Annotated in this window: 25 protein-coding genes; 18 read left to right on the top strand and 7 right to left on the bottom strand. The window is 57.2% G+C overall.

Going from position 1 to position 24,767, the window contains the following annotated elements; translation table 11 throughout:
* Positions 1-3,210 carry an efflux RND transporter permease subunit gene (locus ACLD9W_RS05430; RefSeq protein ID WP_410841067.1) on the top strand — a complete coding sequence of 1,070 codons (3,210 nt, stop codon included), beginning with the start codon at positions 1-3 and terminating at the stop codon, positions 3,208-3,210.
* 61 nt (positions 3,211-3,271) lie between these two features.
* Positions 3,272-4,723 carry an efflux transporter outer membrane subunit gene (locus ACLD9W_RS05425; protein ID WP_410841066.1) on the top strand — a complete coding sequence of 484 codons (1,452 nt, stop codon included), beginning with the start codon at positions 3,272-3,274 and terminating at the stop codon, positions 4,721-4,723.
* A 249-nt stretch (positions 4,724-4,972) separates the two neighbouring features.
* On the opposite strand, the gene murJ is transcribed toward ACLD9W_RS05425, so the two are convergent.
* The 6 genes from murJ to ACLD9W_RS05395 form a co-directional block, all read right to left on the bottom strand.
* Positions 4,973-6,511 carry a murein biosynthesis integral membrane protein MurJ gene (gene murJ / locus ACLD9W_RS05420; protein ID WP_410841065.1) on the bottom strand — a complete coding sequence of 513 codons (1,539 nt, stop codon included), beginning with the start codon at positions 6,509-6,511 and terminating at the stop codon, positions 4,973-4,975.
* Between the two features lie 169 nt (positions 6,512-6,680).
* Complete coding sequence (nadD, locus tag ACLD9W_RS05415; protein ID WP_410841064.1) at positions 6,681-7,307, bottom strand: nicotinate-nucleotide adenylyltransferase; 627 nt, start codon at positions 7,305-7,307, stop codon at positions 6,681-6,683.
* Positions 7,304-7,888, bottom strand: coding sequence for a beta-class carbonic anhydrase (locus tag ACLD9W_RS05410; RefSeq protein WP_410841063.1), 585 nt, complete (start codon positions 7,886-7,888; stop codon positions 7,304-7,306). Before ACLD9W_RS05410 ends, nadD begins: the two co-directional genes overlap by 4 nt.
* Positions 7,889-7,966: 78 nt before the next feature.
* The gene (gene hpaC / locus ACLD9W_RS05405) at positions 7,967-8,467 is read right to left on the bottom strand and encodes a 4-hydroxyphenylacetate 3-monooxygenase, reductase component (protein WP_410841074.1); all 501 of its coding nucleotides are present in this window, start codon (positions 8,465-8,467) and stop codon (positions 7,967-7,969) included.
* A 266-nt stretch (positions 8,468-8,733) separates the two neighbouring features.
* The gene (gene hpaR, locus ACLD9W_RS05400; RefSeq protein WP_410841062.1) at positions 8,734-9,186 is read right to left on the bottom strand and encodes a homoprotocatechuate degradation operon regulator HpaR; all 453 of its coding nucleotides are present in this window, start codon (positions 9,184-9,186) and stop codon (positions 8,734-8,736) included.
* Between the two features lie 140 nt (positions 9,187-9,326).
* Positions 9,327-9,992, bottom strand: coding sequence for a histidine phosphatase family protein (locus ACLD9W_RS05395; RefSeq protein WP_410841061.1), 666 nt, complete (start codon positions 9,990-9,992; stop codon positions 9,327-9,329).
* Positions 9,993-10,116: 124 nt separating this feature from the next.
* Here ACLD9W_RS05395 and ACLD9W_RS05390 point away from each other — a divergent pair, with 124 nt between their 5' ends.
* The 16 genes from ACLD9W_RS05390 to ACLD9W_RS05315 all read left to right on the top strand — a co-directional run bounded on the left by ACLD9W_RS05390 (position 10,117) and on the right by ACLD9W_RS05315 (position 24,332).
* Positions 10,117-10,974, top strand: a complete 858-nt coding sequence (locus ACLD9W_RS05390) for a ParB/RepB/Spo0J family partition protein (RefSeq protein WP_410841060.1) — start codon at positions 10,117-10,119, stop codon at positions 10,972-10,974.
* A 291-nt stretch (positions 10,975-11,265) separates the two neighbouring features.
* Entirely contained in the window at positions 11,266-11,625 is a 360-nt protein-coding gene (locus ACLD9W_RS05385; protein WP_410841059.1) for an ATP synthase subunit I, read from the top strand.
* Entirely contained in the window at positions 11,609-12,481 is an 873-nt protein-coding gene (gene atpB / locus ACLD9W_RS05380) for a F0F1 ATP synthase subunit A (RefSeq protein WP_410841058.1), read from the top strand. The genes ACLD9W_RS05385 and atpB overlap by 17 nt, the downstream gene beginning before the upstream one ends.
* 85 nt (positions 12,482-12,566) lie before the next feature.
* Positions 12,567-12,803, top strand: a complete 237-nt coding sequence (gene atpE, locus ACLD9W_RS05375) for a F0F1 ATP synthase subunit C (protein ID WP_009426366.1) — start codon at positions 12,567-12,569, stop codon at positions 12,801-12,803.
* A 76-nt stretch (positions 12,804-12,879) separates the two neighbouring features.
* Positions 12,880-13,350, top strand: coding sequence for a F0F1 ATP synthase subunit B (locus tag ACLD9W_RS05370; RefSeq protein WP_410841057.1), 471 nt, complete (start codon positions 12,880-12,882; stop codon positions 13,348-13,350).
* Positions 13,351-13,353: 3 nt separating this feature from the next.
* Complete coding sequence (locus ACLD9W_RS05365) at positions 13,354-13,902, top strand: F0F1 ATP synthase subunit delta (RefSeq protein WP_410841056.1); 549 nt, start codon at positions 13,354-13,356, stop codon at positions 13,900-13,902.
* A gap of 10 nt (positions 13,903-13,912) precedes the next feature.
* The gene (gene atpA, locus ACLD9W_RS05360; RefSeq protein ID WP_410841055.1) at positions 13,913-15,460 is read left to right on the top strand and encodes a F0F1 ATP synthase subunit alpha; all 1,548 of its coding nucleotides are present in this window, start codon (positions 13,913-13,915) and stop codon (positions 15,458-15,460) included.
* 22 nt (positions 15,461-15,482) lie between these two features.
* Positions 15,483-16,361: a F0F1 ATP synthase subunit gamma gene (atpG, locus tag ACLD9W_RS05355; RefSeq protein ID WP_410841054.1), complete on the top strand. Its 879-nt coding sequence runs from the start codon at positions 15,483-15,485 to the stop codon at positions 16,359-16,361.
* Positions 16,362-16,396: 35 nt separating this feature from the next.
* Positions 16,397-17,794, top strand: coding sequence for a F0F1 ATP synthase subunit beta (gene atpD / locus ACLD9W_RS05350; RefSeq protein ID WP_410841053.1), 1,398 nt, complete (start codon positions 16,397-16,399; stop codon positions 17,792-17,794).
* A gap of 12 nt (positions 17,795-17,806) precedes the next feature.
* The gene (locus tag ACLD9W_RS05345; RefSeq protein ID WP_410841052.1) at positions 17,807-18,232 is read left to right on the top strand and encodes a F0F1 ATP synthase subunit epsilon; all 426 of its coding nucleotides are present in this window, start codon (positions 17,807-17,809) and stop codon (positions 18,230-18,232) included.
* A 460-nt stretch (positions 18,233-18,692) separates the two neighbouring features.
* On the top strand, positions 18,693-19,184 hold the full coding sequence (locus ACLD9W_RS05340; protein ID WP_410841051.1) for an META domain-containing protein: 492 nt from the start codon (positions 18,693-18,695) through the stop codon (positions 19,182-19,184).
* Positions 19,185-19,983: 799 nt separating this feature from the next.
* Positions 19,984-20,793 (top strand): peptide chain release factor N(5)-glutamine methyltransferase, encoded by an 810-nt coding sequence (prmC, locus tag ACLD9W_RS05335; RefSeq protein ID WP_410841050.1) that lies wholly within the window; start codon positions 19,984-19,986, stop codon positions 20,791-20,793.
* Between the two features lie 138 nt (positions 20,794-20,931).
* Positions 20,932-21,285: a hypothetical protein gene (locus ACLD9W_RS05330; protein WP_410841049.1), complete on the top strand. Its 354-nt coding sequence runs from the start codon at positions 20,932-20,934 to the stop codon at positions 21,283-21,285.
* Between the two features lie 136 nt (positions 21,286-21,421).
* Entirely contained in the window at positions 21,422-21,841 is a 420-nt protein-coding gene (locus ACLD9W_RS05325; RefSeq protein WP_410841048.1) for a DUF5071 domain-containing protein, read from the top strand.
* A gap of 218 nt (positions 21,842-22,059) precedes the next feature.
* On the top strand, positions 22,060-23,508 hold the full coding sequence (locus tag ACLD9W_RS05320) for an oligopeptide:H+ symporter (protein WP_410841047.1): 1,449 nt from the start codon (positions 22,060-22,062) through the stop codon (positions 23,506-23,508).
* 86 nt (positions 23,509-23,594) lie between these two features.
* Positions 23,595-24,332 carry a pseudouridine synthase gene (locus tag ACLD9W_RS05315; protein WP_410841073.1) on the top strand — a complete coding sequence of 246 codons (738 nt, stop codon included), beginning with the start codon at positions 23,595-23,597 and terminating at the stop codon, positions 24,330-24,332.
* A 79-nt stretch (positions 24,333-24,411) separates the two neighbouring features.
* Here ACLD9W_RS05315 and ACLD9W_RS05310 read toward each other — a convergent pair whose 3' ends face one another.
* Positions 24,412-24,708 carry a hypothetical protein gene (locus ACLD9W_RS05310; RefSeq protein WP_410841046.1) on the bottom strand — a complete coding sequence of 99 codons (297 nt, stop codon included), beginning with the start codon at positions 24,706-24,708 and terminating at the stop codon, positions 24,412-24,414.
* Between the last annotated feature and the right edge of the window lie 59 nt (positions 24,709-24,767).

The following is a 24,767-nucleotide window of genomic DNA, read 5'->3' as shown; positions in this document are numbered from 1 at the left end:
ATGGCTAAGTTTTTTATCGACCGTCCCATTTTCGCGTGGGTAATCGCGATATTTATTATTCTGGCGGGCGTTATCGGCATCATGAATCTGCCGGTGTCGCAGTATCCCAGCGTGGGCGCGCCCACCATTTCGCTGCAGGCCGTCTATCCGGGCGCGTCGGCGCAGGTGATGGAAGACAGCGTGCTGGCCGTTATCGAGCGCAATATGAACGGCGTGGAAGGTTTGGACTATATGTCCACCAGCGCCGACAGCAGCGGCTCGGGCTCGGTGACGCTGACCTTTACGCCGGAAACCGACGAGAATTTCGCCCAAGTCGAAGTGCAGAACAAACTCTCGGAAGTGTTGTCGCAACTGCCCGCCACCGTGCAGCAGAACGGCGTTACCGTATCCAAATCCCGCTCCAACTTCCTGATGGTATTGATGATGTCGTCTGAAAGCATGACGACGGAAGAAATCGCCGACTATGTCGAACGCAACATCAAGCCGGAAATCCAGCGCGTCGAGGGAGTGGGTACCGCCCGCCTGTTCGGCTCGCAGCGTGCGATGCGCGTGTGGATAGACCCGAAAAAGCTGCAAAACTTCAACCTGTCGGTAGCCGAAGTCAACGCGGCCATCTCCGCGCAAAACGTACAGATTTCCGCCGGCTCGATAGGCGCGCTGCCCAATGTGGCCGGCCAGACCATCTATGCCACCATCACCGCCGAAGGCCAGCTCTCCACGCCCGAGCAGTTCGGCAACATCATCGTCCGCGCCAACACCGACGGCTCCAACGTCTATCTGAAAGACGTCGCCAGCATCAATCTGGGCAGCCAGGACTATTCCACTTCCACCAAGCTCAAAGGCAAACCCGCTGTCGGCATGGCCGTGATGCTGTCGAACAAGGGCAATGCGATGGCCACCGCCGCCGCCGTGCGCGAGCGCATGGACGAGCTCAAACGCTTCTTCCCCAACGACATGACCTGGAGCGCGCCTTACGACACCTCCAAATTCGTCTCCATCTCGATTGAGAAGGTGGTGCACACGCTGATCGAGGCGATCGTGCTGGTGTTTATCGTGATGTTTGTGTTCCTGCAAAACTTCCGCTACACCCTGATTCCGACTATCGTCGTGCCGATTTCGCTACTGGGCGCGTTTGCCTGCCTGCAATACTTGGGCATGTCGATCAACGTGCTGACCATGTTTGCCATGGTGCTGGTGATCGGTATTGTGGTGGACGACGCGATTGTGGTGGTGGAAAACGTCGAGCGCATCATGTCGGAAGAAGGGCTGCCACCGAAAGAAGCCACCAAAAAGGCCATGAGCCAGATTTCCGGCGCGGTAGTCGGTATTACCGCCGTGCTGATTTCGGTGTTCGTGCCGCTGCTCTTCTTCTCGGGTGCGCAGGGCAAAATCTTCACCCAGTTTGCCGCCACCATGGCGATAGCCATCGGCTTCTCGGCCTTCTTCGCCCTTTCGCTCACCCCCGCATTGTGCGCGACGCTGCTCAAACCGATTCCCAAAGGCCACCATGTCGAGAAAAAAGGTTTCTTCGGCTGGTTCAACCGCACGTTCAGCAAGGGCACGCACGGCTATGAGGGCTGGGTAGCCAAGCTGATGAAGCGCGGCGTGCCGATGATTGCCGTGTACATCGCCCTGGCCGGCGTGGCCGGCGTGCTGTACAAAAACATCCCCACCTCCTTCCTGCCGCAGGAAGACCAGGGCAGCCTGATGATGATGGTGCAGCTGCCTGCGGGCGCAACCAAAGAGCGCACCGACGAAACCATGAAAGTGGTGGACCAAGTGCTGCAAAATATGCCCGAAGTCGACACCTACCTCACCGTATCCGGCTTCAGCTTCGGCGGCTCGGGGCAGAACATGGGCTTCGGCTTCATCACCCTGAAAGACTGGAGCGAGCGTACCGATCCGATGAGCGGCGCGGCCGCCGTGTCGGGCAAAATCACCGGCGCGCTAATGGGCAGCATCAAAGACGGCTTCGGTATCGCCATCAACCCGCCCGCCATCATGGAGCTGGGCACCAGCTCCGGCTTCGAGCTGTACCTGCAAGACCGCAACAACAACGGCCACGAAGCCCTGCTGGCCAAGCGCAACGAGCTGATGAACAAAATGCGCCAAAGCCCGATGTTTGACGCTTCGGCCGTGCGCGCCTCCGGCCTTGAAGACGCGCCGCAGCTCAAACTGGAAATCGACCGCGCCGCCGCCGCCGCGCAGGGCATCGATTTCTCGTCGGTGCGCACCGTATTGGCGACAGCATTGAGCTCGTCCTACATCAACGACTTCCCCAACAACGGCCGTCTGCAAAGGGTAATCGTGCAGGCCGACGCCGCCTCGCGCATGCAGCCCGAAGACATCCTCGCGCTCACCGTGCCCAATTCGTCGGGCGTGGCCGTGCCGCTGTCCACTTTCGTGACCGCCAAATGGGAAACCGGCATGCAGCAGAGCGTGCGCTTTAACGGCTATCCGGCGATGAAACTCGAAGGTGCGGCCGCCACAGGCTACTCCACCGGCCAGGTGATGGCCGAAGCGCAGCGTCTGGTCAACGAGCTCGAAGGCGGCTACAGCCTCGAATGGGCGGGACAGTCGCGCGAAGAAGTGAAAGGCAACTCGCAAACCTATCTGGTTTACGGCCTCGCCATCCTCGCCGTCTTCCTCGTCTTGGCCGCGCTGTATGAAAGCTGGTCGGTACCGCTGGCCGTGATTCTCGTTGTGCCGCTGGGCTTCCTCGGCATCGTCTTGGGCGTAACCGGCCGCAACAGCTTCCTCGCCATCTTCGGCGTGCCGCCGCAATATCTCAACGATATTTACTTTAAGGTCGGCATGATTACCGTGATCGGCCTGAGCGCGAAAAACGCCATTCTGATTATCGAGTTTGCCAAAGACCTGCAGGCACAGGGCATGAACGCGGTAAAAGCCGCGCTCCAAGCCGCGCACCTGCGTTTCCGCCCGATTATCATGACCTCGTTCGCCTTCATTCTCGGCGTCGTACCGCTGTTCTTCGCCTCCGGCGCCAGCTCCGCCAGCCAGAGAGCCATCGGCACGACCGTATTGTCGGGCATGCTGGTCGGCACGATACTGTCCGTATTCCTCGTGCCCCTGTTCTATGTTGGCGTGCGCAAAATCTTCAAACCCAGCGCGCACGAGCTCGAACTGGCACACCAGCACGCCCTCGAAGCAGGCGTGAGCGCGGAAGACGAGCTGCACGACAGGCACTAAGCAAAAGGCCGTCTGAAAACGCCAAACACGGTTTTCAGACGGCCTGTTTAAGGAGATCCCAATGAAAAACATCGCATTCAAACCGGCCTTCGCCGCCGTTGCCGCAACCGCTGCCCTGTCGGCCTGCACCATGATTCCCAAATACGAAACGCCGCCGGTTGCCGTGGCGCAGCAATTTCAATACGACCGCGCTGACAACGGCATACAGGCCGCCGCCTTGGGCTGGAAAGACTACTTCGCCGACCCGCGCCTGCACCGCCTGATCGACATCGCGCTCGAACGCAACACCGACCTGCGTGCCGCCGCGCTCAATGCCGAAGCCATGCGCGAACAATACCGCATCAGCCGCGCCGCCCTCCTGCCCTCCCTCGGCGCAAGCGGCAGCGGCGCGCGCCAGAAAAGCGCGGGCGACCTCAACGGCACCGGACACGGCGTGATTTCCGAGTCGTACAGCGTCGGCCTCGGCGTCTCCTCTTACGAACTCGACCTCTTCGGCAAAGCCCGCAGCAACAAACAGGCTGCCCTCGAAGGCTACTTCAACAGCGCCGCCGCCCGCGACTCCGCCCATCTCGCCCTGGTCGCCTCCGTTGCCAAAGCCTATTTCAACGAGCGCACCGCCGAAGAAAACATGGCACTGGCGCAAAAAGTGCTCAAAAGCCGCGAAGAAACCTTCCGCCTCAGCGAAATCCGCCACAAAGCGGGCGTGATTTCCGCCATCGACCTGCGCCAGCAGCAGGCCCTGATCGAAGCGGCCAAAGCCGCCTACGCGTCTGCCGTGCAGAGCCGCGAACAGGCACGCAACGCCCTCTCCGTCCTCATCAACCAGCCCATCCCCGATGATCTGCCCGCCGGATTGCCGCTGAATAAACAATTCGTCTTCGACCGCCTGGGTGCCGGCCTTACCTCCGACGTACTGCTCAACCGCCCCGACATCCGCGCCGCCGAACACGCCCTCAAACAGGCAAATGCCAACATCGGCGCGGCGCGTGCGGCTTTCTTCCCCAGCATCAGCCTCACCGGCAGCGTCGGCACGGCCTCGCACGAATTGAACAACCTGTTCCACGCAGGCAACGGCACTTGGGCGTTCGCCCCCACCATCAACATCCCCATCTTCACCTGGGGCAGCCTCAAAGCCAGCCTCGACGCCGCCAAAATCCGTAAAGAAATACAGGTCGTCAACTACGAAGCCGCCGTGCAGAACGCCTTCCGCGACGTAGCCGACGCCCTTGTCGCCCGCGAGCAGCTCGACAAAACCTACCATGCCAACAGCAGGCAGAGCACCGCCTACGCCGACCAGCTGCGCCTCGTGCGCCTGCGCTACAAACACGGCGTATCCAGCGCGCTCGACCTCTTGGATGCGGAGCGCAGCAGCTACACCGCCGACACTGCCCTCATCGCCACCCGCCTGACCATGCTGGAAAACATGGCCGATCTCTACAAAGCCCTCGGCGGCGGCCTGAAACGGGTCACGCTCGACGGCAGCGAAAACGCCGCGCAGCCGCAGGCACGCTAGGGCGTGTTGACATTCAGCCGCGCCGTTTTGTGCGGCAAAAGGCCGTCTGAAAACCCGCAACAGGGTTTTCAGACGGCCTTTTTTTGTCAGCGCGGACGTTTTCGTTCCGAATGGCGGACGTAGGCGGGAACGGCCTTATCGCATTCCTGCCGTCAACGCGGGCATCGGCTGTTCTCCACGGCATACGTCAGGCCGTCTGAAAACTCTGTTTTGGGTTTTCAGACGGCCTTTTGTCTTATCCGCCGAGCATTAGTGTTCCGAGCGTTTGAAATGGTGCGGACGGAAGCCCAGGGCGGCGAGGGTGGTGAAGTAGAGGGTGATGCCCAAGAGCACCAGCCAGGCCAGTTGCAGGGCTTTTTGCCAGCCGCGTATGTTGATCCATTCCAAGCCGGTCAGCGCCTGCGCCGCCCACAGCCCCGCGCCCATCACGGCCAGCGCGACGGCGAGTTTTGCCAAAAAGCGTTTCCAGCCCGCGTCGGGAAAATAAAGCCCTTTGACGCGCAGCAGGATGTAGAGGAAGGCGGCGTTGAGGCAGGCGCCGAGGCCGACGGAAAGCGACAGGCCGACGTGTTTGAGCGGCACGATAAAGGCGAGGTTCATCAGCTGCGTTGCTATCAGGGTAACGACGGCCACTTTGACCGGCGTTTTGATGTTCTGCTGCGCGTAAAAGGCGGGGGCGAGCACTTTAATCATAATCTGGCCGATGACGCAGAAGGAGCAGGCGATCAGGGCGTTTTTTGTCATTATGGCATCGTGCGCGCTGAAACTTTGGCTGACGAACATCGTCGCAATCAGCGGATAAGCCAGCATCGCCAATCCGAGTGCGGCGGGGGCGGCGAGCAGGCAGCACAGGCGCAGCCCCCAGTCGAGCAGTTTGGAAAACTCGCGCGGGTTGCGTCCGCCCGCGTGTTTGGACAGGGTGGGCAGGAGGATGGTGCCGAGGGCGACGCCGAGCACGCCGGTGGGCAGTTCGGTGAGGCGGTCGGCGTAGTACATCCAAGAGATGCTGCCGCTTTGCAGGAATGAGGCGAAGATGGTGTTGATCACTAAGGAAATCTGCGCGACGCTGGCGGCGAAAACGGCGGGCATCATTTGTTTGATAACGCGGTTGACGGCGGCGTTTTTGAAATCGAGTTTGGGCAGGTTGAGAAAGCCCTGTTTGGCGAGCCAGGGCAGTTGGAAGACGAGTTGCAGGATGCCGCCGACGAACACCGCCCAGGCCAGCGCGGTGATCGGCGGGTCGAAATAGGGCACGAAAAACAGCGAGAAGGCGATGAAGGAGAGGTTGAGCAGGACGGGGGTGAAGGCGGGGATTTGGAATTTGTGGTAGGTGTTGAGTATCGAGCCGACGAAAGAGGACAGGGAAATCAGCAGGATGTAGGGAAACATAATCCGCAGAAGGTCGGTGGCGAGGGCGAATTTGTCGGGGTTTTTGGAGAAGCCCGTGGCGGTGGCGGTGATGATCCACGGCGCAGCCAGCACGCCGATTGCGGTGACGACGGTGAGGGCGAAGGTGAGCATGCCCGCGATGTATTGCACGAATTCGCGCGTGGCTTCGGGCGATTTGGTCTGTTTGTATTCGGCCAGCACGGGCACGAAGGCTTGGGCGAATGCGCCTTCGGCGAAAATGCGCCGCAGCAGGTTGGGCAGTTTGAAGGCGGTGAAGAAGGCGTCGGCGGCGTCGCCCGAGCCGAAGACACGGGCGATGATCATGTCGCGGATAAAGCCGAGGATGCGCGACAGCATGGTCATGCTGCCGAGTTTGCCGAGGATGGAGAGCAGGTTCATAAGGGTTCGGTTTGGACGGTGTGCCGTTTCAGACGGCCTGTGCGGCGAAAAGGGCGCAGTATAACAAAAGGCTGTCTAAAAGCCTGTTTGGCGTTGGGGCGGTTTTTCAGACGGCCTTTTTGTGCGTTTTACCGGTGCGTTGAGGCCGTCTGAAAGCCGTGGCGGTGGTTCAGACGGCCTGCGGGTTTTCGGCGTACAGGTTGTGGCGGCGGATGTAGGCGGCTACCTGCGGCGGGATGAGGCCGTCGGCGCTATGGCCGTTTTTCAGACGGCCTCTGATGTCGGTGGAGGAGATGTCGGACAGGGGGGCTTGCAGCAGGCGCAGGCTGCCGCGGCTCAGGGCGTATCCCGCCCAGTCGTGCAGTTCGGGCGGCAGGGCGGCGAGGCTGAAACCGCTGCGGGCGGCAACGGCGATGTTGGTTTGCCGCACGAGCGTTTGCCAGTGTTTCCAGGTGTGGAGGGCGGCGAGGCTGTCGGCGCCCATCAGCCACCAGAGTTCGCCGGCGGGGAAGTGTTGGCGGAAGATTTGCACGGTGTCGGCGGTGTAGGTGGCGCCGCCGCGCACGATGTCGAGGTCGGAGACGGCGAAACGCGGGTCGGCCGCAGCCGCCAGTTCGGTCATGGCGAGGCGGTGGGCGGCGGGGGTGCACGGGGCGCTTTTGTGGTAGGGGTCGCCTGCGGGCAGGAAGATGACGGTGTCGAGGCCGGTTTCGTCGGCAAAGGCGCGGGCGATGTGCAGGTGGCCGTTGTGGGGCGGGTCGAAGGTACCGCCGAAGAGTCCGGTTTTGCCGCTCATGGCCGTTCGGCCTCTGTCTGGGCGTTGCCGTCGACGACAAGGGTGAGTTTGCCGGTGGTGGGGTGGATGACGAGGCCGTGGACGGTGACGGCGGTGGGCATGAGGGGGTGGCGGCGGATGATGCCGACGGTGTGGCGGACGCTGTCTTCGACGTCGTCAAAGCCGGTAAGCCAGTTGTCGAGGTCGATGCCGGCGTTGCGCAGGGTGTCGATGCGGTCGGCGGGAATGCCGTGTTCGGCGGTTTTTTCGAGGAAGCCGTCGGCACTCATGCCGCGCATGCCGCAGTCGTAGTGGGCGATGACCATGATTTCGCTGACGCGCAGTTCGAAAACGGCTATCAGCAGGCTGCGCATGACCGAGCCCCAGGGGTGGTTGACGAGGGCGCCGGCGTTTTTGATGAGTTTGGCGTCGCCGTTTTTCAGGCCGAGGGCGCGGGGCAGGAGTTCGGACAGGCGGGTGTCCATGCAGGAGAGGATGGCCAGGCCGCGTTCGGGGTATTTGTTGCTGAAAAATTGGGCGTATTCGCCGGATTCGACGAAGTTGCGGTTGAAGTCGAGGATGTCGTCGAGGGTGTTGCTCATGGCGGTTTCCTTGGCTGTGGGGGTGGCGGGTTTCAGACGGCCTCTGCGAGACGGGTGGCCGTCTGAAAGGGATTGGGGTTAGGGTAGGGCGGCGAAGCGGCGGCGGAAGTAGACGAGGGCGGGGGCTTCGGCCGGCTGTGCGGGCGGGACGGCGATTTCGTCGATTTCTATCATGAAGACGGTGTGGCTGCCGACCTGGTTTTGTGCTGCGGTGCGGCCGTGCAGGTGCGCCAGCGCGCCTTCGATTTGCAGCTGGCCGCTGCGGCCTCTGTGCCAGATGTGGTATTCGAAGCGCTCTTCGGGCGAGAGGGTGGTGAGGCCGGCGAAGTGTTCGGCAATGTCCTGCTGGTGTGCGGCGAGGATGTTGATGCAGGCGGCGCGGTTTTGCTGCAAAACGGGAACAATGGCGGATTGGCGGTTGATGCAGAGCATGACGGTGGGCGGTTCGTCGGTAACGGGGGTGACGGCGGTCATGGTGATGCCGTGGCGTCCGGCCGCGCCGTTTGTGGTGACGACGTGGACGCCGGCGGCGCAGGCGGACATGGCGTCGCGGAAGGGGAGTTGCAGGGGATGCGGCATGGGTTCGGTGTTTGCGGCGGTGGTTGTCGTTGGGTCGATGCCGTGTTCCAATTTTGTTGAAGCTTCGTTTTCAGACGGCCTCTGGCTGCGGATTGGCGGAAAAGCCGTGTTTGTTTTAGAAACGGCATCCCTGCTTATGCCCCGAAGGTGGCAGGCGGGAGCGGCTTTTCTGTCGTTTCTGCCGCGCATAGCCAACGCGGCAGGCGGGTATTTTACCCGACACTGCCGCGTTGGCGGTATGCCCGTCAGGGCGGACGGCGGTTTATTCAGTCGTCTGCGCCGCCGTTTTCCCCTTCGGGACGTTTGAGTGCGGCCAGTTCGCCCAAGAGGTCGTGCAGCTGGTTCATTTTTTCGCGGGTCATCCGTTGCTCGATTTCTTCGTAGCGCTTGTCAACCAGCGAACGGGTGTTTTCGTAGATTTGCGTACCTGCGTCGGTGAGTTTGAGGAAGACACGGCGCTGGTCGTTGGAGGGTTTCATGCGGATCAGCAGGCCGCCCTGTTCGAGGCGGTTAAGGATGCCGGTCAGGCTGGGACGCAGGATGCAGGCGGCGGAGGCCAGTTCCTGAAAGTCCATAGTGCCGTTTTCCGCCAGAAGGCGGATGATGCGCCATTGTTGGTCGGTGATGCCCGCGTTATGCAGAATCGGACGGAAATACGAAAGCAGTATGTCGCGCGCCTGTAACATAGCAATATTGATGGAGGTTCGCTTGTAGCCCATACAGCACTCCTTTGTAACGGGTGATTGTTATGAAATGAATGTTTGCATTCTAACCGATAGTTTGAAATTAATCCATATTGCATAGGCATTGTGCCGCCGTTTTTACACTGTCCGATACAAAACGATACACTTTCTTGCGCCTACAACACTTCGCCGACCGATTCTATCCGCCATAGGCCGTCTGAAAACCGCAGGCGCGACAAGGAAAGGTTGGGCACGCTGCGGTATTCCGTCGCGGCCGGATCGATGCTTTTGAGCACGGCGGTGATGGTCATGCCGTGCGCCACTGCCAGCACTCGGCGGCAGTTTTGCGCGGCAAGGGCGATTTGTTTCAGCGCGGCGGCGGTGCGGGCGGTAAAACGTTCGTGGTTTTCCGCCAGATGCAGAGGATCGGCCTGCGCCACGGCATCGAGCAGCATAAAACGATCCGCCCAACGGAAGGCCGTCTGAAACGCATCCGCATCGGTAAAACCGTTGCGTTCGGCCAGCAGGCGGTACAGCGTTTGCGCGTGTTCGCCTTCAAACCCGCCGAAACAGCATTCGCGCAAATCCGCCAGTTCGGCAAGCGGCAAAGCCGCCTGCCCCGCGTGTTCGAGCAGCAGGCGCGCCGTTGCGGCCGCTCTCGGCGCCGTGCTGGAAAACGCCGCATCAAACGCAATGCCGCGCCGTGCCAGCTTGGCACCGAAATCTGCCGCTGCCGCATGGCCTTCTTCCGTGAGCGGCGAATCGCTCCATCCTTGCAGGCGGCCGAGCGTGTTGAACACAGTTTTGCCATGGCGCACCAGATAAACTTCCAAATCCGTCACCCGTCCAAGTCGTTGAAAAACAGGGGCGGCATCATACACGAGGCAGGCCGTCTGAAAAAATAAAACTGCTTTCAGACGGCCTTTCCATTAAAATGGCGCACATTTTTTAAGCGAAGGAAGAGTTATGGCAAAACAACCGGGCGGACTCGGGCGCGGGTTGGATTCGCTGCTGTCGGGCAGCATCGAAGACGGACAGGGCGACCAGCTCACCGCCGTGCCGGTGGGCGACATCCGTCCCGGCCGCTACCAGCCGCGTGTGCAGATGGACGACGAAGCCCTGCACGAATTGGCCGAATCCATCAAGGTGCAGGGCGTTATCCAGCCCGTTATCGTGCGCGAACACGGCCTGTCGCAATACGAGCTCATCGCGGGCGAGCGGCGCTGGCGGGCGGCGCAGATGGCCGGTTTGGCCGAAATTCCCGTCGTCGTCAAAAACATCAGCGACGAAACCGCGCTGGCCATGGGTTTGATTGAAAACCTGCAACGCGAAAACCTTAATCCGATAGAGGAGGCGCGCGGCCTGAAACGCCTGGCCGACGAGTTCAGCCTCACCCACGAAACCATCGCCAAGGCCGTCGGCAAAAGCCGCAGCGCCATCTCCAACAGCCTGCGCCTGCTCGCGCTGCCCGAACCGGTGCAGGACATGCTTTACCAGCGCCGTTTGGAAATGGGTCATGCCCGCGCCCTGCTGACGCTGCCGGTGGTCGATCAGCTCGAGCTGGCGCAGAAAGCCGTGAAAAACGGCTGGTCGGTGCGCGAAGTGGAGCGGCGCAGCCAAATGGTGCACAGGCCGTCTGAAAACGCGGCGGCAAAAGCCGTCCATCCCGATATCCGCAGGCTCAACGAAACGTTGACCGAAACGCTGGGCGTCAATGCCGAAGTCAAAAGCGGCAACGGGCGCAAAGGCAGAATCGTCCTCCATTTCGACACGCCGGAAACCTTAGATGCGCTGCTGCAACGGCTGGGTGTGGAATTCCGTTAGGCCGTCTGAAAGCAACAAACCTCAGCAAAACCGCGCGCCGCAGGCAGAAAATAAAGCAGAAGCAGCCTGCTGCGTCGGTTTCTCGCCAATTTTGTGTGGCGGCTTGTGATTTCGAAAAATTTTGTTAAGAATGGCGCCTGTGCACACAAAGGCCGTCTGAAAATTTACCCGTGATAATCTTCCGCTGTTTTTCAAACGGAATATTTCACGAAATTTAACCAATCGGCTTGACGGAAAACAGGGCATTTATTATAGTGCCGAAGCTTAATGTGACTCCCACTGTGTGCGCCGATGGCAAAAATTCTGTATCTGCAGTTTGCCGCTTTGCTGGCGGTTGTGCTGGCAAGCGGTTTGGCGGCAGGAAGTTCGGCTGCGTGGTCTGCGGCAGCCGGTGGTGCGAGTTTCTTTTTTCCTTCGGTTGTTACGGTGCTGTTCTTAAATCTTTTCCGCCGCGCGCCGCAATATGCGGGATATGCATTTATCGTCGGAGAAGGTTTAAGAATAGTGCTGGCGTTGGTGATGATGGTTTCGATATTTGTCCTTTTCCGTCAAAGCCTGCGGTTTCTCCCGTTTCTTTTCGGTTTATTGGCCGTCAGCCATGTGATTTTTTTTGTTTTTTGGAAAGCTGAATATTATGGCAAGCGCAAGTGAGACCATGACTGCGGCCGACTATATCAAACACCATTTGCAAAGTTTGACCAGTCTGTCGGATGTGACCAAAGGCCAAGGGTTGCAAAACATCGCCGATTTTTCCTATATCAATTTGGATGCGATATTTTTTGCAGTGGTGCTGGGGGCGCTGGGCTGCTTCCTGCTGCGCCGTGCCGCGGTAAAAGCCACTGCCGGTGTGCCGGGTCGTTTTCAGGCTGCGGTCGAGCTGCTTTACGAATTTGTCGACGATATGTGCAAAGGCATCATCCATAATGCCGAATCGCGCAAAGCCGTTGCCCCGCTCGGTCTGACGCTGTTTGTTTGGATTTTCCTGATGAACGCGATGGATTTGTTGCCGGTAGATTTGCTGCCGGTTACTTGGCAGGGTGCAACCGGTGATCACCATGCGCTGCTCCGCGTAGTGCCGACTGCCGATTTGAATACATCCTTGGCCTTGGCTGTCGGCGTTTTGCTGGTGTGTATTTATTACAATATTAAAATCAAAGGCGGCAAAGGCTGGGTTCACGAGTTATTTACCGCTCCTTTCGGCCCGCTGCTTTTCCCTGCAAACTTTTTGCTCAATATTTTGGAGTTCTTGTCCAAAACCGTTTCGCACGGTATGCGGTTGTTCGGTAATATGTATGCAGGTGAATTGGTATTCTTGCTGATTGCCTTGCTCGGCGGTGCTTGGGCAGCTTCGGGTAGCGTGACATTGATGGATCCCGTTTTGTTCCTGTTCCATATCGTTGCCGGTGCGGCATGGGCAATTTTCCATATTCTGATTATTACTTTGCAGGCATTTATCTTTATGGCTTTGGCTTTTGTTTATATCGGCCAGGCACATGATGCCCACTGATTTTTGTTGTTGGATAGCTGTTCTTTATGTTTTTGAAGTTGTTTAATGTGGTTTAACCTTTTGTTTTAATTTAAGGAGTTTTGAAATGGGTTTGATTGCTATTGCTTGTGGTTTGATTGTAGCACTGGGCGCACTGGGCGCTTCTATCGGTATCGCTATGGTCGGTTCCAAATATTTGGAATCCTCTGCACGCCAGCCCGAACTGATCGGTCCTCTGCAGACCAAACTGTTCCTGATTGCCGGTTTGATTGATGCGGCATTTCTGATTGGTGTAGCCATCGCGTTGCTGTTCGCCTTTGTTAACCCGTTTGTACAAGGCTAATCCGCATACAAACTGTTCCGCAGCAAATGCGGAATCAACGTTTGGTTGATTAACCCCAATACGAAGGTTAAGTAAAGTGAATTTAAATGCAACCTTATTTGCGCAATTAATTGTTTTTGGCATTTTGGTTTGGTTTACCATGAAGTATGTATGGCCGCCCATTGCCAAAGCCCTTGATGAGCGCGCCGACAAAATCGCCGAAGGCTTGGCCGCCGCCGAGCGCGGAAAGAGCGATTTTGAGCAGGCAGAAAAGAAAGTTGCAGAACTCTTGGCCGAAGGCCGCAGCCAGGTTGCCGAATTGGTAGCCAATGCGGAAAAACGGGCGGCTCAAATTGTGGAAGATGCGAAAAGCCAAGCTTCTGCAGAAGCCGCAAGAATTACAGCGCAGGCAAAAGCCGATGTCGAACAGGAAACCAACCGTGCGCGCGAAACATTGCGCGAGCAGGTTGCTGTTTTGGCTGTCAAAGGTGCCGAAGCGATTCTCCGCAGTGAAGTAAATGCTGCCAAGCATGCGGATCTGTTGAGCAACCTGAAACAGGAGCTGTAAGTTATGGCTGAGTTCGCAACCATTGCCAGGCCTTATGCGAAAGCATTGTTCGAGCTGGCAGATGAGAAACATCAAATCGAATCTTGGTTGGGCGGACTAAATGAGTTGGCATGGTCTGTGCAGCAGCCCAAAGTGGCGGCGCTGATTGAGGATGCCGGCAGTAGCGGCGAATCTAAGGCAAATATTCTGCTTGGTTTGCTTAGCGACGAACAGGTAGCAAGAAATGATATATTCCGTAATTTTGTCAGAGTGATTGCGGAAGAAAAACGTTTTGCCGTTTTGCCTGAGATCTGCACCCAATATCAAGATTTGGTTTTGTCACGCAACAGCGTTAAACAAGCGGTTGTCTTTAGTGCTTTTGATTTTGCCAGCGAAGGGCAAAAAGCCAAGATTGTTGCAGACTTGGAAAAGCATCTTAATACCCGTTTGGAAGCAGTCTTCAAAGTTGATCCCGAATTAATTGCCGGAGTCAAGGTAGAAGTGGGTGATCAGGTTTTGGATCTGTCCATGCAGGGAAAATTAAAAAAACTGTATGCGGCAATGATAAATTAGGAGAGTTTTCATGCAGCTTAATCCTGCTGAAATCAGTGATTTGCTAAAATCCAAAATTGAAAATTTGGATACCAAACAAGAACTGCGCACACGTGGTACGGTTATTTCCGTAACAGACGGTATTGTTTGTGTGCATGGTTTGTCGGATGTGATGCAAGGCGAGATGCTTGAGTTTCCCGGCAATACATTTGGTTTGGCAATGAACTTGGAGCGTGACTCGGTTGGCGCAGTAGTGCTTGGCGAGTATGAGCATATTAAAGAAGGCGATGAAGTTCGATGCACTGGTCGTATTTTGGAAGTTCCTATTGGCCGTGAATTGATCGGACGCGTAGTCAATGCGCTGGGTCAACCTATTGATGGTAAAGGCCCTATTAATACAGATTTGTCTGCATCTATTGAAAAAATCGCTCCGGGCGTGATTGCCCGTCAGTCGGTTGACCAACCGATGCAAACCGGATTAAAAGCCATCGACTCGATGGTGCCGATTGGCAGAGGTCAGCGCGAACTGATTATTGGTGACCGCCAAACCGGTAAGACAGCAGTGGCGTTAGATGCAATTGTCAATCAAAAAGGTACAGGAGTTATCTGTATTTATGTCGCAATAGGGCAAAAAGCGTCGTCTATCGCAAACGTGGTGCGCAAACTGGAAGAACATGGCGCAATGGAACATACCATTGTTGTTGCAGCAACTGCGTCCGAAGCTGCTGCACTGCAGTTTATCGCGCCGTATGCCGGGTGTACCATGGGCGAATTTTTCCGTGACCGCGGAGAGGATGCTCTGATCGTTTATGACGACTTGTCCAAGCAAGCTGTTGCATACCGTCAGATTTCCCTACTGCTCCGACGTCCTCCTGGTCGCGAGGCTTATCCTGGTGACGTTTTCTATCTTCACAGCCGTCTTTTGGAGCGTGCTGCCCGCATCAATGCCGATGAAGTAGAAAAACTGACTGAAGGCCAGGTAAAAGGTAAAACCGGTTCTCTGACTGCGCTTCCGATTATCGAAACTCAGGCAGGAGACGTTTCCGCTTTCGTTCCGACAAACGTTATTTCGATTACAGACGGCCAAATATTCTTGGAAACTGATTTGTTCAACTCCGGTATCCGCCCTGCAATTAATGCCGGTATTTCCGTATCACGCGTAGGCGGTGCGGCGCAGACTAAGGTGATTAAGAAGTTGGGCGGCGGTATCCGTTTGGCTTTGGCTCAATATCGCGAATTGGCTGCATTCTCACAGTTTGCGTCTGATTTGGACGAGGCTACACGCAAACAGCTGCAGCATGGCGAAGTGGTAACTGAATTGATGAAGCAAAAACAATTCAGTACCTTGGATACCGCGGAGATGGCATTGACGTTGTGGGCAATCAACAACGGTTCTTACAGTGATGTGCCTGTTTCTAAAGCATTAGCATTTGAAGCCGAGTTTTTGAATTTTATCCGCACTCAGAATCCCCAAACGCTGGAAAATATTAATGCGTCTGGGGCGATGTCTGACGAAGACGAGCAAATTCTGACCAAAGCTATGGAATCCTTCAAAGTATCTTACAACTACACAGTGTAAGGATAAATAAAAGGAGTTCGAAATGGCCGTAGGGAAAGAAATTCTTACCAAAATCCGTAGTGTTCAGAATACCCAAAAGATCACTAAAGCCATGCAGATGGTATCCACTTCCAAAATGAGGAAGACGCAAGACAGAATGCGCCTTGCCCGCCCATATGCGGATAAGGTGCGTTTGGTAATGGGACATCTGGCACAAACGCAGGAGAACCACGGCATTAAATTGTTAAGTGATCATCGTGAAATTCGCAGAGCGGGTTTTATTCTGATTACGACAGATAAGGGTTTATGTGGCGGTTTGAATGCGAACGTGCTAAAAAAGTTTTTTGCTCAAGTTCAGCATTATCAAGAGCAGAGCGTCGACGTTGATATCGTATGTATTGGCAGCAAAGGTTTGGCCGCTTGTCAGCGTATCGGTCTGAATGTGATCGCCAGCGTGACTAATTTAGGTGATACACCCAGATTGGAACTGTTGGTTGGCGCACTGACCGAACTGTTCCAACGTTACGAAAAGAACGAAATCGATGTCATTCACATGGTTTATTCGTGTTTTGTGAATACCATGCGACAAGAGCCTCGGATGGAGATATTGCTGCCGATTGGCAAAAATACTTTGGAAGAGGCAAGCGGAGAAGCTAAGGGGTATAACTGGGATTACCGCTATGAGCCCAGCCCTGTCGCAGTATTGGAATATTTGGTTCGCCGCTATTTGGAATCTGTGGTTTATCAGGCATTAAGTGACAATATGGCATCCGAGCAGGCTGCACGTATGGTGGCAATGAAAGCAGCTACCGATAATGCGGGTAATGCCATTAAAGAATTGCGGTTGGTTTATAACAAATCCCGCCAAGCCGCAATTACCACAGAATTGTCAGAAATTGTTGCGGGTGCGGCAGCCGTATAGTGTTGCAGGCCTGTACTGTAAATTAGGACATGATAATGAGCCAAGGCAAAATCGTACAAATCATCGGTGCGGTGGTAGACGTGGAATTTCCGCGTGATGCCATCCCACATGTTTATGATGCTTTGAAATTGGTTGAAAACGGACTGACATTGGAAGTCCAGCAGCTGTTGGGCGACGGTGTCGTCCGAACCATCGCTATGGGCAGTTCAGACGGCCTGAAACGCGGTATGGAAGTACACAATACCGGAGCACCGATTACCGTACCTGTCGGTAAAGAAACGTTGGGCAGGATTATGGATGTTTTGGGTAATCCTGTTGATGAGGCCGGCCCGGTAAACGCAGCCCATACCCGCGCAATCCACCAAGAAGCGCCCAAATTTGACGAACTCTCTTCCACTACCGAATTGCTGGAAACCGGGATTAAAGTGATCGACTTGCTTTGTCCGTTTGCTAAAGGCGGTAAAGTAGGCTTGTTCGGCGGTGCCGGTGTAGGCAAAACCGTGAATATGATGGAATTGATCAACAACATCGCAAAAGCGCACAGCGGTTTGTCCGTGTTTGCCGGTGTAGGTGAGCGTACCCGTGAAGGTAACGACTTCTACCACGAGATGAAAGATTCCAACGTATTGGACAAAGTGGCCATGGTTTACGGACAGATGAACGAGCCTCCCGGAAACCGTCTGCGTGTAGCCCTGACTGGTTTGACTATGGCCGAATACTTCCGCGACGAGAAAGACGAAAACGGTAAAGGCCGCGATGTCTTGTTCTTTGTCGACAACATTTACCGCTACACTCTGGCCGGTACCGAAGTATCTGCGCTGCTTGGCCGTATGCCGTCTGCAGTGGGTTACCAGCCGACGCTGGCGGAAGAAATGGGTCGTCTGCAGGAGCGCATTACCTCCACCCAAACCGGTTCGATTACCTCCATCCAAGCCGTATACGTACCTGCGGATGACTTGACCGATCCGTCTCCCGCAACCACATTTGCCCACTTGGACGCAACCGTCGTGTTGAGCCGTGATATCGCTTCTTTGGGTATTTACCCTGCGGTTGACCCGCTGGATTCGACTTCCCGTCAGCTGGACCCGATGGTATTGGGTCAGGAACACTACGACGTAGCACGCGGCGTACAGTCGACTTTGCAGAAATACAAAGAGTTGCGCGACATCATCGCCATCTTGGGTATGGACGAATTGTCCGATGAAGACAAACTGACCGTGATGCGCGCCCGTAAAATCCAGCGTTTCCTGTCCCAGCCTTTCCATGTGGCTGAAGTCTTTACCGGCTCGCCCGGCAAATATGTTCCGCTGCGCGATACCATCGCAGGCTTCAAAGCGATTTTAAGCGGCGAATACGACCATCTGCCCGAACAGGCGTTCTACATGGTTGGCGGTATCGAAGAGGCTGCAGAAAAAGCGAAAACCTTAAGCTGATAGGAGAGCGGCATGAGTGTCATGCAAGTTGAAGTGGTAAGTAACGAATACAACATCTATTCGGGCGAGGCTGCCTTTGCGGTAGTACCGACCGTACAAGGTGAACTCGGTATTTACCCGCGACACGAGCCGATTATGAGTTTGGTGCGTCCCGGAGCACTGCGTCTGCAAGTACCCGGCCAAAGCGAAGAAATCCTGGTTGCCATTTCTGGCGGTGTGCTTGAAGTACAGCCCGACAAGCTGACCATATTGGCCGACGTGGCCGTGCGCAGCAGCGAAATGGATCAGGCACGCGCTGAGGAAGCGAAAAAAGCTGCGGAAAGCTGTATCGCCCAAGCGGCTGACGACGAATCGCTGGCTAAAGCGCAGGCCGCTTTGGCCGCAGCGATTGCCGAACTCAAAACGCTGGACTATATCCGCTCACAAAGACACAAATAAATCCTTCGGGATTTGGATAAAAAAAGCACGGCATGTCCGTGCTTTTGTTTGATTGCAATATATCTGACATAGAATATGGCGAATCAAAATAAGAAAGAGATAGTGAGAAAAAATAAAAAAACCTACGGCGTTGCTATGCCTTAGCTTGAAGAGGGTGGTTTTCTACGGCATTAAAAATGCCAAGAAAAACTGTCCTGTATTACCCATGTTGTCTGCGGCTTGCTGCCTTGTATCTTTTTTATTTTGACTGGCTATATAGTGAAACGACACGGAAAAATATAAGGCAGCATATTAGTACAGTGTTTGTTTGGCATTTCCAATGTATTAGAAACCTGCTCTCTTCGAGCTAAGGCGCAGCAGCACCGTAGATTTTTATTCAGACTCACCATAATAGGGCGGGCAACAACCTCCGATCCATATCCGACGCGGCCGAAAAGGCCGTCTGAAAAAAGGGGAACACATGAAAACAGCAATTTGTCTGACCGCCGCCTTGCTTTTGGCAGGCTGCGCGGCACATCCCGCCGACAGCAGCGCATTGGTCGGGAAATGGAAAGTGGAAAAAGTCGACGGCACACCGTTCGGCGGACAAGCCGAGTTATCGTTTGACACCGAACGCAACGTGCTCTCCAGTTATGCGGGCTGCAACCGCATGAACACCCGCTACACATCTGCCGGAGCAGGCCGTCTGAATTTCGGCTATACCGCTTCCACACGCATGGCCTGCGGCGAAGAGCAGGCCGAAGCTGAAAGCCGTATCAGCAGCGCGTTTACCCGAATCGAAGCCTTCCGCATCGGCCGCCGCAGCCTGCTGCTCGAAGACGGCCGGGGCACAGTGCTGTTGCAGGCGGCAAAAGTCGGCAGCGTGGATGTCGAAACCGCAAAGAAACCGTCTGAAAATGCTCACAGCCGTCCTGCTCGGGTAGGAAAAAGCGGTGTGCATATCAGGCATTAAAACGCCAATGCGTTTAACTTCGTTGAAGTTTCGCTTTCAAAAACGTCACTCCCGTGAGGCGGGGACGGCCTTATCCAATAGACACAGAGCCCCGTATTTTTGCGCTGCGTTGACTGTTTTAGCCGTGCCGTTCCAAGGGAAAAACCGTTGCAAAATCGAAGGCCGCCGTGTCATAAAGCGTGTTTGAAATGATGCAGCGGCATTATTTGGGTGCAAAACGCGGCAGATGCGAAGGTCTGACAACCTGTTGCTAAGCGTATGTCTGGTCTGTCCGCCGTTGTTTTGTCCTGCACCAATCGGCAGCCATATCTGAAAACATCAGTGCTATGGCAAAACAGGACAAGCGGCTTTACAAACCGAAAGAGTCTCCTGCGATTATCGCGTTGTTCCTGATGCCGCCCACTTCGACGGGTAAACCGATTCACGAAATTGCCCGCCCTGCCGCTGTGGTAAGGGATCTAAATGACGTCCCGCACAGAGGAACATAATGGAAAAATATTTCTGCGTCGGCCTTCTGTACCGCTCCGTCCGTAACGAATAGGCCGCTGAACGCAAAGCTTCAATGAAATTAAAACCCCGCAATACGGTTTTGCCCACCCGGAAGCGGCGTATACGCCCCCATCGCATCATCAATTTCCGCACATAACCGCAGCCCGTTGAAACCGTGTGCGTGGCTGCACTATACACCCTGCCGCACACACCACATTTGCATTATCTGCGTTTTGTTCCGCGATACCGCCTTTCAGAAACGCCATTCCCGCACGGTTTTGGCGGGAGCGGCCTCACCACGGCAAACCCCATGACCCTCGAAGACTACCTGCGCCAAACCGCCCTGGCGAAAAACGAAGCCCGCCTGCTTGCCCAGGCCGCCACCGGCTGGACGCGCGGCCAACTCGTCACCCGCGACCGCGAACCCTTGCCGCCCGCCGCCGCCGCCGCCCTCGCCGCCCTCGAACAACGCCGTCTGAACGGCGAACCCGTCGCCTATATCTTGGGCAAACGCGAATTCTACGGCCGCCCCTTCGCCGTCTCCCCCGCCACCCTTATCCCCCGTCCCGAAACCGAACACCTCGTCGAAGCCGCCCTTGCCCGCCTGCCGCCCGACGGCCGCGCATGGGACATCGGCACCGGCAGCGGCATCATCGCCGTCACCCTCGCCTGCGAACGCCCCGACGCACACCTCACCGCCACCGACATCAGCCCCGCCGCCCTCGCCGTTGCGGAACAAAACGCCGCCGCCCACCACGCACGCGTCCGCTTCGCCTGCGGCTCGTGGTTTGACGCATTGCCCGCCGATCCGCCCTTCCACCTTATCGTTTCCAACCCGCCCTACATCGAAAAAAACGACCCCCACCTGCAACAGGGTGACCTGCGCTTCGAGCCGCCAAGCGCCCTCACCGACTTTTCAGACGGCCTCTCCTGCATCCGCATCCTCGCGCAGGGCGCACCCGCGAGGCTGGCCGACGGCGGGTGGCTGATGGTCGAACACGGTTACGATCAGGGCGCGGCCGCCCGCGAAATCTTCGCCGCTGCCGACCTGAACAATATCGAAACCCTGCCCGACCTCGCCGGACACGAGCGCGTCACCATAGGGCAAAAGGCCGTCTGAAAAGCCGTCGCCCGGTCAACAGCTTTGGCAACTCAAGTTACCAACTGATATGATGCGGTCGTTTTGCCGTCGGCAAAGGCATCCTGAAAAACCCCTTTCAGGCTGCCTCCTTCTCCCCCTTAACAGAAAGGAAATCCCATGAAATTCCGTCCCGCCATCCTCATCGCCGCCCTGCTGCTGGGCAGCGCCGCCCACGCAGGCAGCCTGAAAAGCCTGCCGTTGGACGACACCGGCTGCGCCGAAAACCTGACGCTCAAAAGCGGCCAGCGCTACCGCATCGACAGCCGTTCCGACGATGCCCTGCTCACAGTGGACGGCGACACTGGCTTTGCCGTACGCAACGCCAAAGGCCGCCGCCTGCCCTCCGAGCTCGGCCACGACGGCGACAGCGACGCCGCATTCCGATTTGTCGAACTGGGCAAAGGCCGCTACACCTTCAACGTAACCAAAAGCGGTACCATCAAACGTATATGCGTCAATGCCGCCAACTAAGCCTTGCCGTTTGGCAGGGAGTGGGCAGGCCGCCCCAAAAAAAGCAGCCCGCCCGCCAAACACCCGCAGGCAAAGAAGGCCGTCTGAAACGCTTTCAGACGGCCTCCGTCCGTTCCACCGCAAGGAAAATCCGACCATGGCCGACCAAAGCCCCCTCCTGCCGCAGGACAAATTCGACCTGGCTGCCGCCGAGCGGATCGCCGCCGCGCCCGCAGCCGTCCTTATCTCGCTGCTGCCGCAGCTGCTCGAATGGCTGCAAGACCCAAACTGGCCGTTGGCCGCGCCGCTGGCTGCCGCCCTGCGGCCGCATCAGATGCTGTTCGACGAATCAACGGCTGCCGTGCTGCGCGGCGGCGATGAAGCTTGGAAACTGAGCCTTCTGCTTTATCTGGTCGACCGACACACCGCAGGCGCCAGCCTGCGCGAAATCCATCGCATCGTCGACAGTCCGACGGCGGCCGAGCGCGAATGGGGCGCGAACGAAGCCGCCGCGGCCGCGCTGCGCCGCATCTCGAGGCCGTCTGAAAGCGCGGTTTTACATAGGCGGAATGCCTGAATCCCCGTTATTTCCGCTGCGTGGCGATGGCGGCGGGTTTGGCGTGATGCGAACGGCAAGAGGCCGTCTGAACATTCCCGAAGCGGGTTTTAGACGGCCTTTGCCGTTTGCGCCGCGCTGCTTTTTCTTTGCGCTTTTTGACAAAACCGCGCTGTTTGGGTTAAAACAGCGCCTTCCGCCGGATTTCGGGCGGGCATTATGACAACGGAGGAGAAACCATGCCGCAAACCGGTACACAAAAAACTTTTTTCGGACACCCCGTCCAATTGTCGACGCTGTTCCACATCGAATTGTGGGAGCGTTTTTCGTTTTACGGCCTGCAAGGCATTCTGATGCTTTATCTGTATTACGAAACGTCGCGCGGCGGGCTGGGGGTGGACAAGTCGCTGGCGGGCAGCATCGTCGGCGCATACGGCGGCAGCGTCTATCTGGCGACGGTGTTCGGCGGCTGGCTGGCTGACCGTTTGTGGGGCGCGGAGAAGACGCTGTTTGTGTCGGGCGTGGTGGTGATGCTCGGCCATCTGACGCTGGCGTTCGTGCCGGGGCTGGCGGGGCTGCTGTGCGGGCTGGTGCTGATTGCGCTGGGCAGCGGCGGCGTGAAGGCGTCGGCCAATTCGATGGTCGGCTCGCTGTATGAGGATGAGAAACTGCGGCCGCTGCGCGACGCGGGTTTTTCGATTTTCTATATTTCCATCAATATCGGCGGCTTTTTCGGGCCGCTGGTGACGGGCGTGCTGCAAACCAAAGCGGGTTTCCACTACGGCTTCGGCGCAGCGGCGGTGGGCATGGCTTTCGGGCTGTGGCGCTACTGGCTCGGCCGCAAGAGTCTGCCGCACACGCCGCCGCCGCATCCGCTGCCGCAGGGGCAGGGCAAAATCGCTGCCGCCGTGGCGGCGGGCATGGCCGCGGCGGTGGCTGCGCTGGTGTATTCGGGCTGGCTGACGCTGGAAAATTTCCCCAAGCGGCTGCTTGTCTGCGTGCTGGCAGTGGTGGCGGCGTATTTTGTCCGCCTGCTGGCCAGCCCGCTCACGGGGGCGGAAAACAAGCGCCACATCATTGCCTATATCCCGCTGTTTCTAGCGATCTGCCTGTTTTGGGCGGTGTGGTTCCAGGTGTACACGGTGGCGACGGTGTATTTCGACGAAACAGTCAACCGCACCGTCGGCGGGTTTACCGTGCCGGTGTCGTGGAAGGATTCGGTGCAGAGCATGTGGGTGGTGCTGTTTTCCGGCCTGCTGGCGGCCTTGTGGACGAAAATGGGCGCGCGCCAGCCGAAAACGCCGCTGAAATTCGCCCTGTCGCTGCTGATTACCGGCGCGGCCTATCTGGCTTTCGTGCCTTTCGTGTCTTCGGGCACGCCGATGCCGATGGTGCTGTTTTTCCTTGTATTGCTGGCGATTACCGTGGGCGAATTGCTGCTCTCGCCGATTTCCCTGTCTTTCGCCACCAAAATCGCGCCGCCGATGTTCAAAACGCAGATGGTGGCGTTGAACTTCCTCGCCCTCTCCATCGGTTTCACGCTGGGCGGGCTGCTGTTTGACAAATTCCACCACGAAGGCGCGGACACGGGTTTCTATTGGCTGCTGTTTGCCATCGGCGCGGTGTCGGGCGGCGCGCTGCTGCTGCTTGCGCCGCTGCTCAACCGCCTGCTCAAAGGCGCGGACTGAGCCGCCTCCGTTTTGCCTTTTCAGACGGCCTGACGCAGCGTTGAGGCCGTCTGAAAACGTTTCCACCGATTATCCTGAGGGAAATGATGAGTACAGAAGAACCCGTCCGCCTGTCCAAACGCATGGCCGAACTCGGCCTGTGTTCGCGGCGCGAAGCCGACAGCTACATCGAACGCGGCTGGGTGAAAGTGAACGGCGCGGCGGCCGTGCTGGGACAGAAAGTCACCGCCGCCGACCGCATCGATCTCGCCAAAGAGGCACACGAAGCGCAGGCGCAGCGCGTCACCATCCTGCTCAACAAGCCCGTGGGCTATGTCAGCGGCCAGCCCGAAAAAGGCTACCGCGCCGCCGCCGAGCTAATTACGCCGGAAAACCGCTGGGAGGGCGACACTAGCCGCATCGCGTTTAACCCCGCCCACCTGCGCGGCCTCGCCCCCGCCGGCCGCCTCGACATCGATTCCGTCGGCCTGCTGGTGCTCACACAGGACGGCCGCACTGCCAAAAGCCTGATCGGCGACAACAGCGGCACGGAAAAAGAATACCTCGTGCGCGTGAAAGGCCGTCTGAACGCGGAAGGGCTCTCGCTGCTCAACCACGGCCTCACCCTCGACGGCGAAAAGCTGCGTCCGGCCAAAGTGGAATGGCAAAACGAAGACCAGCTGCGCTTCGTGCTGAAACAGGGCAAAAAACGCCAGATCCGCCGCATGTGCGAACTCGTCGGCCTGCGCGTCGTCGGCCTCAAACGCATCCGCATCGGCCGCGTCAAACTCGGCGCGCTGCCGCCGGGCAAATGGCGCTATCTGCATCCGGGCGAGCGTTTTTGAAACCGCCGCACCGCCTGCGTGTGCAAACCAAGAGGCCGTCTGAAAGTTTCAGACGGCCTCTTTGTAACAGGTTTGCCAATCAGGGCTGTTGCATCGCGCCTGCCGCTCCCGCCGCGCTGAGCACGAATACGATCAGCAGAATATAGAGAACGAAGGCAATGGCAACAAAAATTAGCCAGGCTTTGCAGAAATTGGCTTTGTTCGGATTGGTGGTGCTGCTGAAGCCCCACACTAGCGCCATAATCAGGTTGACGATGGGAATGGCCAGCACGATGCTGGTTACGATCCATTCGCCGATGCCGATAACGGGCGCCTGCTGTTGGTAGCCGTATTGCGGCTGCTGTTGGTTCAACAAGGGATTGGAAGGTTGGTTCACGGTTAACGCTCCTTTAAAGTCAGGGTCATACAGTTTGCAAAAATTAACGCGATTATACC

The organism is Neisseria sp. WLZKY-1, from assembly GCF_046546535.1.
Lineage (GTDB): Bacteria > Pseudomonadota > Gammaproteobacteria > Burkholderiales > Neisseriaceae > Neisseria.
The sequence above is the reverse complement of the archived record's forward strand: the minus strand, read 5'-3'. Positions and strand labels throughout refer to the sequence as shown.

Excerpts from the sequence above, each read along its gene's own strand:
- ACLD9W_RS05430 (WP_410841067.1), top strand. The coding sequence starts at position 1 with ATGGCTAAGTTTTTTATCGACCGTCCCATTTTCGCGTGGGTAATCGCG.
- ACLD9W_RS05425 (WP_410841066.1), top strand. The coding sequence starts at position 3,272 with ATGAAAAACATCGCATTCAAACCGGCCTTCGCCGCCGTTGCCGCAACC.
- murJ (WP_410841065.1), bottom strand. The coding sequence starts at position 6,511 with ATGAACCTGCTCTCCATCCTCGGCAAACTCGGCAGCATGACCATGCTG.
- nadD (WP_410841064.1), bottom strand. The coding sequence starts at position 7,307 with ATGAGCGGCAAAACCGGACTCTTCGGCGGTACCTTCGACCCGCCCCAC.
- ACLD9W_RS05410 (WP_410841063.1), bottom strand. The coding sequence starts at position 7,888 with ATGAGCAACACCCTCGACGACATCCTCGACTTCAACCGCAACTTCGTC.
- hpaC (WP_410841074.1), bottom strand. The coding sequence starts at position 8,467 with ATGCCGCATCCCCTGCAACTCCCCTTCCGCGACGCCATGTCCGCCTGC.
- hpaR (WP_410841062.1), bottom strand. The coding sequence starts at position 9,186 with ATGGGCTACAAGCGAACCTCCATCAATATTGCTATGTTACAGGCGCGC.
- ACLD9W_RS05390 (WP_410841060.1), top strand. The coding sequence starts at position 10,117 with ATGGCAAAACAACCGGGCGGACTCGGGCGCGGGTTGGATTCGCTGCTG.
- ACLD9W_RS05385 (WP_410841059.1), top strand. The coding sequence starts at position 11,266 with ATGGCAAAAATTCTGTATCTGCAGTTTGCCGCTTTGCTGGCGGTTGTG.
- atpB (WP_410841058.1), top strand. The coding sequence starts at position 11,609 with ATGGCAAGCGCAAGTGAGACCATGACTGCGGCCGACTATATCAAACAC.
- atpE (WP_009426366.1), top strand. The coding sequence starts at position 12,567 with ATGGGTTTGATTGCTATTGCTTGTGGTTTGATTGTAGCACTGGGCGCA.
- ACLD9W_RS05365 (WP_410841056.1), top strand. The coding sequence starts at position 13,354 with ATGGCTGAGTTCGCAACCATTGCCAGGCCTTATGCGAAAGCATTGTTC.
- atpA (WP_410841055.1), top strand. The coding sequence starts at position 13,913 with ATGCAGCTTAATCCTGCTGAAATCAGTGATTTGCTAAAATCCAAAATT.
- atpG (WP_410841054.1), top strand. The coding sequence starts at position 15,483 with ATGGCCGTAGGGAAAGAAATTCTTACCAAAATCCGTAGTGTTCAGAAT.
- atpD (WP_410841053.1), top strand. The coding sequence starts at position 16,397 with ATGAGCCAAGGCAAAATCGTACAAATCATCGGTGCGGTGGTAGACGTG.
- ACLD9W_RS05345 (WP_410841052.1), top strand. The coding sequence starts at position 17,807 with ATGAGTGTCATGCAAGTTGAAGTGGTAAGTAACGAATACAACATCTAT.
- ACLD9W_RS05340 (WP_410841051.1), top strand. The coding sequence starts at position 18,693 with ATGAAAACAGCAATTTGTCTGACCGCCGCCTTGCTTTTGGCAGGCTGC.
- prmC (WP_410841050.1), top strand. The coding sequence starts at position 19,984 with ATGACCCTCGAAGACTACCTGCGCCAAACCGCCCTGGCGAAAAACGAA.
- ACLD9W_RS05330 (WP_410841049.1), top strand. The coding sequence starts at position 20,932 with ATGAAATTCCGTCCCGCCATCCTCATCGCCGCCCTGCTGCTGGGCAGC.
- ACLD9W_RS05325 (WP_410841048.1), top strand. The coding sequence starts at position 21,422 with ATGGCCGACCAAAGCCCCCTCCTGCCGCAGGACAAATTCGACCTGGCT.
- ACLD9W_RS05320 (WP_410841047.1), top strand. The coding sequence starts at position 22,060 with ATGCCGCAAACCGGTACACAAAAAACTTTTTTCGGACACCCCGTCCAA.
- ACLD9W_RS05315 (WP_410841073.1), top strand. The coding sequence starts at position 23,595 with ATGAGTACAGAAGAACCCGTCCGCCTGTCCAAACGCATGGCCGAACTC.